Below are 12,483 nucleotides of genomic sequence, written 5' to 3'. Positions count from 1 at the left end.
TTAGCAATGAAAAAAATATTTGCGATTTCAGGCAGCACCAAAACTTCATCAACCAACGGACTTTATATTTCGGCTATTAGCCAGCTTCTAGGGAAAGATTTTGAGGTCTCCATCTTCCCAACTATTGCAGATGTTCCACATTTCAACCCTGATCTGGATTTAGCAGATCCACCAAAGGTTGTTTATGATCTTCGTAAAACCATCCAGGAAGCAGATGGCATCATCATTTCTACACCTGAATATGCTATGGGGCTACCCGGTTCATTAAAAAACCTGCTCGATTGGACGGTAAGTGCCGCATCGTTTTCTGATAAATCCGTTTTAGTGCTTGTTGCTTCTACACAGGGTGAAAAAGCCTATGAATCCATAATAGATATTTTAACCGTACTTGAGGCTAAAATATCTTCACAGCTCATTCCCTTTGCAAAAGCTAAAATTAATCATAATGCAGAAATTACAGATCACGAAACTTTAACAAAGCTTAAAAGTACTGTTCATGCATTTGTTGCTACTGTTGAGAATGGATAACACAATTTATTTCCGTAAAATTGCAGCATGAATAATAATTCTGCCACCCGTTTAAATAAATTCATCAGCGAAAGCGGATTATGTTCACGCCGTGAAGCTGACCGCTATATTGAAAAGGGCACTGTTTTTATCAATGGAAAAAGGGCTAAGGTTGGCGATCAGGTTTTTGCAGGCGATAAAGTGATGGTAAACGGCCATAACATCGAACCTAAAGAAGAAAGTAATTTCATCCTGCTGGCTTTTAACAAGCCTGTTGGCATTACCAGTACTACTGAAGGCAGCGTACGCGATAATATTGTCGATTACATTAACCACAGTGAAAGAATATTTCCCATTGGCCGGTTGGACAAAGATTCGTCAGGTCTGATCTTCCTCACCAATAATGGCGATATCGTTAACAAAATTTTAAGGGCAGGGAATAAACACGAAAAGGAATATGTAGTTACGGTTAATAAGCCCATCACTGAAGATTTTATTTTCGAGATGAGTAATGGAGTTCCAATCTTAGGTGTGAATACACGTAAATGCAAGGTAAGGCAGATCAGCACTTTTGTTTTCAATATTATCTTAATTCAAGGATTAAACAGGCAAATAAGAAGAATGTGCGAGCATTTTGGTTACGAAGTGACAAAACTCGAGCGTACACGCATCATGAATATCAGCCTTAAAGGTATCCCCACGGGAGAATTTAGGGAACTTACCGAAGAAGAGATGAAAGCCATTACCAAAAGTGTCGAAAACTCATCTTCTGAAGCTAAACCCAAAACAAAAAGCGCTACCAGGAAAAAAACAAATACCTGGGGGGAAATCCCTCAACTTAGAGAAGAGCAAACAAAAAAACGTTTAAACCTAAGCCGTCTGACCCAAAATCAACAGGAAAAAAGAGCGCAGGTCATTCCGGAGCAAAACCAACAGGAAAAAGCAATGCGGGGAACAGAAATTCCAGGCCTGCTAAAGGTAAGGCAATCAGCAAGTCAAACTCAAGAGGCAGAGGAAGATAAGCTAATTAATTGTAAAATTTGGCCTCTTGCAGGCACCCTCAACCTTCTACCTTTCTGCCTTACGCCTTTTTTAAGTACCTTTGCAACAAATGGTAACAGCAAAAAAACCGATATCCGTGCATTAGATCTTCCTCAATTGCAACAACATCTTGTAGCAATGCAACAGCCTGCATTTAGGGCCAAGCAGATTTACCAGTGGCTTTGGGAAAAATCGGCTACGAGTTTCGAGCAAATGAGTAATTTATCTAAAGACCTTCGTAAGGTATTGGACGAAACTTTTGCTATCAATGCCGTTCAGGTTAACAACTCCCAATTCAGTAACGACCATACCATTAAAAATACTTTCAGGTTAGCAGATGGTAATATTGTAGAGGGGGTGCTCATCCCTTTAGAAGACCGCATGACTGCTTGTGTGAGCTCGCAGGTGGGCTGTAGTTTAACCTGTAAATTCTGTGCCACCGGCTACATGGACCGTAAGCGTAATTTAAATGCGGATGAGATTTATGACCAGGTTGTACTGATTGATAAACAAGCGAAGCAGAATTATAACAATCCACTTACCAATATAGTGTATATGGGAATGGGAGAGCCTTTGTTAAATTATGCAAATGTATTGAAGTCTATCGAGCGTATTACAGCTCCGGATGGCCTAAATATGAGTTATAAACGCATTACGGTTTCCACCGCGGGCATTGCAAAGATGATCAAAAAACTGGGCGATGATGGCGCAAAATTTAATCTTGCATTATCTCTACATGCTGCTGATGATAAAAAGCGTAATGAAATCATGCCCATTAATGAAGCCAACTCATTAAAAGCATTGGCAGATGCACTTAAATACTATTTTGCAAAAACGAAAAATCCGGTAACCTACGAATACATTGTTTTTAATCATTTTAATGATGAAATCTCTGATGCAATGGATTTGGCCAAATTCTGCAAACATATTCCTTGTAAAGTAAACCTGATCGAATATAACCCTATTTCTTTCGCCGATTTCACCAATGCGGAAGGGGATAAAATTGATGCATTTTCAAATTATTTGAAAAGCCAGGGTATTAATACCAATATTCGCCGTAGTCGTGGCAAAGACATCGATGCCGCTTGCGGGCAATTGGCCGTTAAGGAAGAAGCGAACGCTTAAGCCATCTACTACAACATTCTTAATACAATCTCTTTCATTTTTTGAAGCGCGGTTTCCTGTGCATTTAGGTTGGGTTCGGTCCTGCTGTCCGTTTTACTCCGCCCATGAAGAATTGGCTCCGTGCTCACTCCCATCAGGGCTATTTAACCCTGGCCAGAAGAAAAAACAGGTAAGATGGAAACGGACGATGGAATGGGCTCTGCGGAGATCAGCGTGATCTGCGGGAACAAACCCTTAACTTTGCTTAACTCTTTAATGTTGAGAAAAAGTTTATGGCTCCCTTTACCATTAAGGGATTAAGGACATTAAGAATAGCGCCCATATCTTAACCCTTCTTCACTCCTTAATGGTGAGAATAATCTGGAACTGTTAATAAATGGTAACAAATAAACGTACTGCAAAAATGCCATAAACGAAGAAAACCCTTCAACATTTCTGTTAAAGGGTTTCTTTTAAGATCTGGCACCGACCTACTCTCCCACGTGTTACCGCAGTACCATCGGCTCTGGTGGGCTTAACTTCTCTGTTCGGAATGGGAAGAGGTGGACACCACCGATATAGGCACCTGAATATTTTTAATTAAGGTTGAAGGAAGGAGGGTTTTAGGGAGGGAGGGTTATACCTTCCGCCTTTCTACCGTCGGCCTTCCAGCCTTAATGTATATCGATTTCAGTATTTCAATTTCGCTGACCTTAAACACAAGGCCTTGTATATAACAAGAAAACCCTTCAACATTTCTGCTGAAGGGTTTCTTTTAAGATCTGGCACCGACCTACTCTCCCACGTGTTACCGCAGTACCATCGGCTCTGGTGGGCTTAACTTCTCTGTTCGGAATGGGAAGAGGTGGACACCACCGATATAGGCACCTGAATATTTTTAATTAAGGTTAAAGGGAGGAGGGTTTTAGGGTGGGAGGGTTATACCTTCCGCCTTTCTACCTTCGGCCTTCCAGCCTTAAATGACATATTATTGAAAGAAGTTAGTTTGAAGAACAAACAACAGTCTGTTTGCTTTGAAAGCTTCGGATGATTAGTACTACTCGACTGTGCTGTCGCCAGCTTTACATCTGTAGCCTATCAACGTAGTAGTCTGCTACGGTCCTATATGGAATTCTCATCTCGTGGCTAGTTTCGCACTTAGATGCTTTCAGCGCTTATCTATTCCCAGCGTAGCTACTCTGCAATGCCCCTGGCGGAACAACAGATTCACTAGAGGCTGGTCCAACCCGGTCCTCTCGTACTAAGGTCAGCCCCACTCAAAATTCCTACGCCCACAACAGATAGGGACCGAACTGTCTCGCGACGTTCTGAACCCAGCTCGCGTGCCACTTTAATCGGCGAACAGCCGAACCCTTGGGACCTTCTCCAGCCCCAGGATGTGACGAGCCGACATCGAGGTGCCAAACCTCCCCGTCGATATGAGCTCTTGGGGGAGATCAGCCTGTTATCCCCAGCGTACCTTTTATCCTTTGAGCGATGGCCCTTCCATGCAGAACCACCGGATCACTATATCCGTCTTTCGACCCTGATCGACTTGTCTGTCTCACAGTCAAGCAAGCTTATGCTATTGCACTCCGCGTACGGTTACCAAGCGTACTGAGCTTACCTTTGAAAGCCTCCGTTACCTTTTTGGAGGCGACCACCCCAGTCAAACTACCCATCAAACAATGTCTCCCCCTTAGAGGGATTAGACACCGAATACAGAAAGGGTGGTATTTCAACGTTGGCTCCACGACGCCTAGCGACGCCGCTTCAAAGCCTCCCACCTATCCTACACATCCTGTATCCAATGTCAATGTTAAATTGTAGTGAAGGTGCATGGGGTCTTTCCGTCCCGTTGCGGGTACCCGGCGTCTTCACCGGGACCACAATTTCACCGAGCTCATGGCTGAGACAGCGCCCAGATCGTTACACCATTCGTGCAGGTCGGAACTTACCCGACAAGGAATTTCGCTACCTTAGGACCGTTATAGTTACGGCCGCCGTTTACTGGGGCTTCGATTCAATGCTTCTCTTACGATGACATCCCCTCTTAACCTTCCAGCACCGGGCAGGTGTCAGGCCTTATACCTCATCTTTCGATTTTGCAAAGCCATGTGTTTTTGTTAAACAGTCGCCTGGGCCTTTTCACTGCGGCTGACATTACTGCCAGCGCCCCTTCTCCCGAAGTTACAGGGCCATTTTGCCGAGTTCCTTAGCCATGATTCACTCGAGCACCTTAGAATCCTCTTCCCGGATACCTGTGTCGGTTTGCGGTACGGGTTTTTATAACCTGAAGCTTAGCGGTTTTTCTTGGAAGTCTGATTACCTGCACTATCCACTCACCCGAAGGCTTGCGGTACTATCAGCGTTCAGCTAGATCGGCGGATTTGCCTACCGTTCTAATACCTACAGCCTTTAACGATCTATTCCGTCAGATCGCGGCAGTGTCACTACTCCGTCCCCACATCGCAGTTATAAAAAGTACGGGAATATTAACCCGTTGTCCATCGAATTTCCCCTTCGGGTTCTCCTTAGGTCCCGACTAACCCTGATCCGATTAGCGTTGATCAGGAAACCTTATCCTTTCGGTGGGCGGGTTTCTCGCCCGCCTTATCGTTACTTATGCCTACATTTGCTTTTCTATAAGCTCCAGCACCCATTACCAGGTACCTTCGCTGCCGATAGAATGCTCCCCTACCGATATATTTCAATCCCATAGCTTCGGTGTACAGTTTAATGCCCGTTTATTATCCATGCCCGATCGCTCGACTAGTGAGCTGTTACGCACTCTTTAAATGAATGGCTGCTTCCAAGCCAACATCCTAGCTGTCTGTGCAATCGGACCTCGTTAGTTCAACTTAACTGTAACTTGGGGACCTTAGCTGATGGTCTGGGTTCTTTCCCTCTCGGCGCGTGACCTTAGCACCCCGCGCCTCACTGCCGACTATATTATATAGCATTCGGAGTTTGTCTGGATTTGGTAGGATTTGACTCCCCCGCACCCAATCAGTAGCTCTACCTCTATATAACTCAACGTCGACGCTGTTCCTAAAAACATTTCGGGGAGTACGAGCTATTTCCCAGTTTGATTAGCCTTTCACCCCTACCCACAGATCATCCGGAAACTTTTCAACGTTTATCGGTTCGGTCCTCCAGTACGTGTTACCGCACCTTCAACCTGTCCATGGGTAGATCACAAGGTTTCGCGTCTACCTCCTCTGACTATACGCCCTATTCAGACTCGCTTTCGCTTCGGATCCGTGCCTGAAGCACTTAACCTTGCCAGAGAAGAGTAACTCGTAGGCTCATTATGCAAAAGGCACGCCGTCACGCCACCTGGACGCTCCGACCGCTTGTAAGTACACGGTTTCAGGTTCTATTTCACTCCCCTGTTCGGGGTTCTTTTCACCTTTCCCTCACGGTACTGGTTCACTATCGGTCTCTCAGGAGTATTTAGCCTTACCGGATGGTGCCGGCAGATTCCCACAAGGCGTCTCCGACCTCGCGGTACTCAGGATACTGCTAGGCTAGCATTCTATACGTGTACCGGGCTATCACCGTGTATCGCTGGGCTTCCCATCCCATTCCACTTCTGTTTGCTAATGCCATGTTGCAGTCCTACAACCCCCACTTTGCCGTAACAAAGTAGGTTTGGGCTCTTTCCCTTTCGCTCGCCACTACTTAGGAAATCATTGTTATTTTCTCTTCCTCTGCTTACTTAGATGTTTCAGTTCGGCAGGTTTGCTCATTATATGTGACATGTCTTCAACATGCCGGGTTGCCCCATTCGGAAATCTTCGGATCAATTCCTATTTGCAAATACCCGAAGCTTATCGCAGCTTATCACGTCCTTCATCGCCTCTGAGAGCCAAGGCATCCCCCGTGTACTCTTTATTACTTTCTTCTACTCTTGCGCCTTTTGCGCCGCAAGGTATGCTTTTTTGCTCTTGTTATGATGTCTCATTCCCAACGTAAAGTCGGGAGAGCACAAACACAACAGTCGCCTATTGTTGTTTGCTCTTCTTTTTTAACTTCTTCCAATATGTCAAAGAACTTTACTGAGGCTGAAGGCCGAAGGTATAAAGGCGGAGGGTTTCATTGTCCCCAACCTAAGCTTCGTTTCAGCTTCGTTAGTAAAAAACTGCGGTCTCGAACCGTTTCATATTTCGATATTATTATATCTATATATGTGCCCCCTGGCGTTTCTTCTTTTCTTAATCTTTATGTCAATGTATATTATCTATCCCGATAATAAGGTATTTATTCTGTTGTGGTCTATGTACCGGCTTAAAGTTTACCTCTTTGCCTTCTACCTTCTGACCCTCAACCTTTATGGTGGAGAATAACGGTCCCGATAGCTATCGGGACGAACCGTTAAACGGTTGCCATTCTTCAGTGGAGAATAACGGAGTCGAACCGTTGACCTCCTGCGTGCAAGGCAGGCGCTCTAGCCAGCTGAGCTAATCCCCCAGAGTATTAGTTTTGAGTTTGGAGTCATTAGTCTGGAGTATTCATAACTCCCAGGCTCTTTTCTCTTTACTCCCAACTTCAATGGTAGTCCCGTCCAGATTTGAACTGGAGACCCCTACATTATCAGTGTAGTGCTCTAACCAGGCTGAGCTACGGGACTTCTTGATTTCAGGTAAGCAATAGTTTGCAGTATATAGTATCTTACCGCTACTGCTTCCTTTGGCTTCCCCTTCTTGTCTCCGTTAAGCTTACCTTTATAGTATGCCCACCGTTTTCTTCTGGGTGTTTCTTTTTTCTCTTGTGTTTTTAAAGTATTTAGTATCCAGTATCAAGACCTTAAGCCTTATACCTTATTACCATATACCTTAATTAGAAATATCATGTTGCGTGGCGAGTAGGTGAGTCTACTCCAGAAAGGAGGTATTCCAGCCGCACCTTCCGGTACGGCTACCTTGTTACGACTTAGCCCCAGTTATCGGTTTTACCCTAGGACGCTCCTTACGGTTACATACTTTAGGTACCCCCAACTTCCATGGCTTGACGGGCGGTGTGTACAAGGCCCGGGAACGTATTCACCGCGTCATTGCTGATACGCGATTACTAGCGAATCCAACTTCATGGGGTCGAGTTGCAGACCCCAATCCGAACTGTGAATGGCTTTGTGAGATTCGCATCATATTGCTATGTAGCTGCCCTCTGTACCATCCATTGTAGCACGTGTGTAGCCCCGGACGTAAGGGCCATGATGACTTGACGTCGTCCCCTCCTTCCTCTCTGTTTGCACAGGCAGTCTGTTTAGAGTCCCCACCATTACATGCTGGCAACTAAACATAGGGGTTGCGCTCGTTGCGGGACTTAACCCAACACCTCACGGCACGAGCTGACGACAGCCATGCAGCACCTAGTTTCGTGTCCTTGCGGACTGATCTATCTCTAAATCATTCACTAACTTTCAAGCCCGGGTAAGGTTCCTCGCGTATCATCGAATTAAACCACATGCTCCTCCGCTTGTGCGGGCCCCCGTCAATTCCTTTGAGTTTCACTCTTGCGAGCGTACTCCCCAGGTGGAACACTTAACGCTTTCGCTTAGCCGCTGACTGTGTATCGCCAACAGCGAGTGTTCATCGTTTAGGGCGTGGACTACCAGGGTATCTAATCCTGTTTGATCCCCACGCTTTCGTGCCTCAGCGTCAATAAGACCATAGTAAGCTGCCTTCGCAATCGGTGTTCTGAGACATATCTATGCATTTCACCGCTACTTGTCTCATTCCGCCTACCTCTAGTCCATTCAAGCCCATCAGTATCAAGGGCACTGCGATAGTTGAGCTACCGTCTTTCACCCCTGACTTAACAGGCCGCCTACGCACCCTTTAAACCCAATAAATCCGGATAACGCTTGGATCCTCCGTATTACCGCGGCTGCTGGCACGGAGTTAGCCGATCCTTATTCTTCCGGTACATTCAGCTCTCTACTCGTAAAGAGGTTTATTCCCGGATAAAAGCAGTTTACAACCCATAGGGCAGTCTTCCTGCACGCGGCATGGCTGGTTCAGAGTTGCCTCCATTGACCAATATTCCTTACTGCTGCCTCCCGTAGGAGTCTGGTCCGTGTCTCAGTACCAGTGTGGGGGGTCATCCTCTCAGATCCCCTAGTCATCGTCGCCTTGGTGGGCCGTTACCCCGCCAACTAGCTAATGACACGCATGCCCATCTTTATCCTATAAATATTTGAACATTGGATAATGCTATCCTGTGTTTTTATGCGGTGTTAATCCGGATTTCTCCGGGCTATCCCCCTGATAAAGGTAGGTTGCATACGCGTTACGCACCCGTGCGCCACTTTCTCTTCCAGCAAGCTGGAAAATATCGTTCGACTTGCATGTATTAGGCCTGCCGCTAGCGTTCATCCTGAGCCAGGATCAAACTCTCCATTGTAAAATGTGTTGTAAGATGCTGACCAGTTTTAACTATTGTTAAAAATAGTCTTCTTTTTTTATGTTGTCTGTTAGACACCACCTTTAAAATAAAGCTACGTAATCATGTACTTTGATCGGTACTTCATTACCTCGCTACGCTACATTGACATCTCTTTTAAGAACTTATTGACCTGGTAAACCTCACGGCCGGTCATTTATATATCTTCAAACTTCTGTTCGTTCAAGTCGTGTTCGTCTTAAACGTGTTTCCATTTGTTTCAATCTTTTTTCTATCTTTCCGGCATCCGCCGTTCCGATTTTTTCACCCTTCCTTTCGGTTGGGAGTGCAAAGGTAAGGATCTTTTCCGAACTTGCAAATAAAATAAATTTTATTTTTTTAAGCCTTCTTCTTTCCTTGTTTGCTTTTCAATACGCCAGGTTTAACTGGCTTTCCGTTCTTCCGAACCGGGCTGCAAAGGTAGCAATCTTTTTCTCTCCCGCAATATTTATTTTAAAATAAATCCTGCTCTCCTATCTCTCTATAACACCTTTTCAACTAAACCCTTCCTCCGAAGCGGGATGCAAAAGTAGGAAAAATATTGTTCCCTCCAAAGGTTTTTTACAGAATAGCACAGGCTTTAACGTAAGTTGATGGTTTTCAGCAGGAAAAAAAATTACTATAGTTAAAACTTTTTGAAGCAAAAGGTGTTTAAGCCTACTTATAAACCTCGCAGGTTTTTTGAAATCTGCGATCTGAAGACTTACGAAGTTCCCGGCGCACACGCTTCCTGGAAACTTCGTAAGTTACTCCCCTGCCCGCCTATCTAAACCCGATTGCAGTGGTAGCTGCAGGCTTCACGCCGGCACTACAAATGGAAAGCGGGAACATGCTTATATAGTAGCAAAACAACTGCTTTGCTAAAAAACTAGTTAACTATATTTTATCCTAGCCTTAAAAACATAGTATTCCTCGTAAATATTTTATAAATTAGTTAGATGCTTCGGGTTAGACAATGGACTTCTGATTTGTTTGGACTGCTGTTTCCAAATTTATGCAATGCATGCGGCCGTTCTTTATTTCGCCACGAACAGCTGATCTGTTTAAAATGCTTATACGATCTGCCTTTTACCGACTATCATCAATATGCAGATAATAGGGTTGCTAAGCAACTATGGGGCCGCTTACCACTTCATGCTGCAATGGCCATGTTATATTTTAAAAAAGGAGCGAAGGTTCAGAACTTGATACACAACTTAAAATATAACGGCAGAACAGATGTTGGCGTATTGTTAGGCAATATGCTGGGAGAAAAGCTAAAAACCGCAGCACTTTACCAGGATATTGATCTGGTTATTCCGGTTCCTTTACATCGTAAAAAACATAAGTCAAGAGGATATAACCAAAGTACCTTTATTGCAGAAGGAATTGCGACGCAGATGGGGATTGGCATTAGCGAGGACCACCTTATCCGGAATACTTCTACCGAGAGCCAAACTAAAAAAGCAGGTATAACCGTTACGAAAATATGATAGGTGTGTTTAAGGTAAATTCTCCTGAGGATATAACCGGCAAACATATTTTACTGGTTGATGATGTAATTACCACTGGGGCAACGCTTGAGGCCTGCGCAAATGTACTCTTAACTACAGGAGCAACAAAAGTGAGCATAGCAGCACTTGCCTTCGCAGAATAATTACCACTATATGGTTTAAGTACTATTGTAAGTAGCGAAACAATTTTCTAAGTTTGATTTATGCGTTTAAATATTGGTTTGGTGATTTTAATTTCATTCTTTGGTTTAGCTTGCCGGAAAGCAGAGCGTATCACCACAGATCCGAATGCTAAACTAAATATCTCCAGTAAAGAGGTATTATTTGATACCATTTTTACTTCTGTAGGCTCAACAACCAGAAGAATAAAGATTGTAAACAAAAATAATGATGCGGTTAAAGTATCCGAAATCAGATTATCCGGAGGGAATACTTCTGCTTTTAGTATCAACATTAACGGAGAGCAAACGCAGCATAAAAATGATCTCATCATAAACGGTCAGGATTCTATAAATCTTTTTGTCAAGGTTTCGATCAATCCAAATTCAACCAATCTACCCTTTCTTGTTCAAGATTCTATCCTGTTAAATACAAATGGGAATAAACAGGTTATTCAGCTCTTAGCTTACGGACAAAATGCCGTATTTATAAATGAATCTACGGTTAATACGAATATCATCTGGACAAAAGCTTTACCCTATATTATTAATGGATCATTAACCATTAAGAGTGGGGCTTCATTAACAATCCAGCCCGGAACTAAAATTTATTTCCATAAGGATGCCAATTTAAACATAGAAGGAAATCTGATCGTTAATGGCGACTTTACTGAGCCTGTATTATTTTGCAGCGACAGGCTTGAAAGAATTTATAGCGATGAGCCCGGGCAATGGAAAGGAATTTTCTTAAAACGCACCGGACATGGACTGATTAAAAATGCGATCATTAAAAATGCATCTGTTGGCATTACCTCCGATTCTTTATCTGTTAACAATAACCCCAAATTAATTTTAAGCAACAGTATCATCAAAAACATGCAGGTGGCAGCTTATATCGGCTATCACTCAGAACTGCTCGCATTTAATAATGTGATGTATAACTGCGGAAATTATTTGATATATGGAGTTGGGGGAGGGAATTATAATTTGAAACAGAATACCTTGGTTAGTTACAACTTAAACTTTCCGCGTAAAACTGCCTCATTGAGCTTTTCAGATTACTTAGCAGCAAATGCGTACAATAAACTTCAAATCAATTTAACCAATAACATCATTTGGGGAAGTTTAACTAATGAACTTGATATCCAAAAGAAAACTTCTGCCATGGTGCAACTCAATGTGTGGAGTAATTTAATCCGGTGCACCAACAGTACTTATAACAGTAACGGCAATATTTTGAATATTGATCCCTTATTCATCAACCAGGAAATGGAAAATTTTGAACTCTCGGCGAACAGTTTAGCCAGAAAGAAAGGCGCTGATTTGAGTACCGATCCTTATTTTACCGTTTATCTTAATAAAGACATCAAAGGCAACACCAGATTTTACCCCTCAACCTTAGGTAGTTATGAGAAATAACAACTTTTTTTATTTTTTAAAACCAATCGTAGGGAAATCTCGTTTATGTATATGAGAGCGTTAATTTAGATGGTAAGGGTCGATATTTCTTCTAAAGAATATCGGCCCTTTACTTTTCACCAGGATTTTAAGATTATAGGATTACCACACGCTATCGTCATGCTGAATTTATTTCAGCATCTTTCATGCAAAACAGAACATGAAATAAATTCAGGGTGACGACTGTTCGAACAAAATGTCATACAATAGCTCAAAATCAATATTAAATTACCAAATCCAGATTTAAGCCTCTTTTTTGGCAACGATCTCCATCA

Annotated in this window: 4 protein-coding genes, 2 tRNA genes, 4 rRNA genes and 2 pseudogenes; 6 read left to right on the top strand and 6 right to left on the bottom strand. The window is 43.3% G+C overall.

Translation table 11 applies throughout. The features are described 5' to 3' along the window. The first annotated feature begins 6 nt into the window (after nt 1-6). The 3 genes and pseudogenes from ACQ86H_RS02440 to rlmN all read left to right on the top strand — a co-directional run. Nucleotides 7-528 carry an NADPH-dependent FMN reductase gene (locus ACQ86H_RS02440; protein WP_431293758.1) on the top strand — a complete coding sequence of 174 codons (522 nt, stop codon included), beginning with the start codon at nt 7-9 and terminating at the stop codon, nt 526-528. A gap of 27 nt (nt 529-555) precedes the next feature. Beyond that, a pseudogene (rluF, locus tag ACQ86H_RS02435) lies at nt 556-1,353 on the top strand (23S rRNA pseudouridine(2604) synthase RluF); the annotation flags it as partial. A 273-nt stretch (nt 1,354-1,626) separates the two neighbouring features. Further along, nucleotides 1,627-2,673: pseudogene (rlmN, locus tag ACQ86H_RS02430) on the top strand (23S rRNA (adenine(2503)-C(2))-methyltransferase RlmN); the annotation flags it as partial. A gap of 457 nt (nt 2,674-3,130) precedes the next feature. On the opposite strand, the gene rrf (ACQ86H_RS02425) reads toward rlmN, so the two are convergent. The 6 genes from rrf (ACQ86H_RS02425) to ACQ86H_RS02400 form a co-directional block, all read right to left on the bottom strand. Then, a 5S ribosomal RNA gene (gene rrf / locus ACQ86H_RS02425) occupies nt 3,131-3,242 on the bottom strand. Between the two features lie 190 nt (nt 3,243-3,432). Further along, nucleotides 3,433-3,544 (bottom strand): 5S ribosomal RNA (rrf, locus tag ACQ86H_RS02420). Between the two features lie 140 nt (nt 3,545-3,684). Next, a 23S ribosomal RNA gene (locus ACQ86H_RS02415) occupies nt 3,685-6,559 on the bottom strand. A gap of 492 nt (nt 6,560-7,051) precedes the next feature. Further along, nucleotides 7,052-7,125 (bottom strand) — tRNA-Ala (locus ACQ86H_RS02410). 82 nt (nt 7,126-7,207) lie between these two features. Beyond that, nucleotides 7,208-7,285 (bottom strand) — tRNA-Ile (locus ACQ86H_RS02405). Nucleotides 7,286-7,538: 253 nt separating this feature from the next. Continuing rightward, nucleotides 7,539-9,060 (bottom strand): 16S ribosomal RNA (locus tag ACQ86H_RS02400). Together the 16S, 23S and 5S rRNA genes with 2 tRNA genes alongside form the textbook arrangement of a ribosomal RNA operon. Nucleotides 9,061-10,037: 977 nt before the next feature. Between ACQ86H_RS02400 and ACQ86H_RS02395 the strand changes: the two genes are divergently transcribed. The 3 genes from ACQ86H_RS02395 to ACQ86H_RS02385 are packed head-to-tail and all read left to right on the top strand — an operon-like array spanning nt 10,038 to nt 12,169. Beyond that, nucleotides 10,038-10,571, top strand: coding sequence for a ComF family protein (locus ACQ86H_RS02395; protein ID WP_431293757.1), 534 nt, complete (start codon nt 10,038-10,040; stop codon nt 10,569-10,571). After that, nucleotides 10,568-10,735: a ComF family protein gene (locus ACQ86H_RS02390; RefSeq protein WP_431293756.1), complete on the top strand. Its 168-nt coding sequence runs from the start codon at nt 10,568-10,570 to the stop codon at nt 10,733-10,735. Before ACQ86H_RS02395 ends, ACQ86H_RS02390 begins: the two co-directional genes overlap by 4 nt. Before the next feature lie 60 nt (nt 10,736-10,795). Further along, complete coding sequence (locus ACQ86H_RS02385) at nt 10,796-12,169, top strand: hypothetical protein (RefSeq protein WP_431293755.1); 1,374 nt, start codon at nt 10,796-10,798, stop codon at nt 12,167-12,169. Nucleotides 12,170-12,483: the final 314 nt, after the last annotated feature.

Source organism: Pedobacter sp. P26, assembly GCF_050632135.1.
Lineage (GTDB): Bacteria > Bacteroidota > Bacteroidia > Sphingobacteriales > Sphingobacteriaceae > Pedobacter.
Note: the sequence above shows the minus strand (reverse complement) of the source record. Positions and strands in the feature narration are given on the sequence as shown.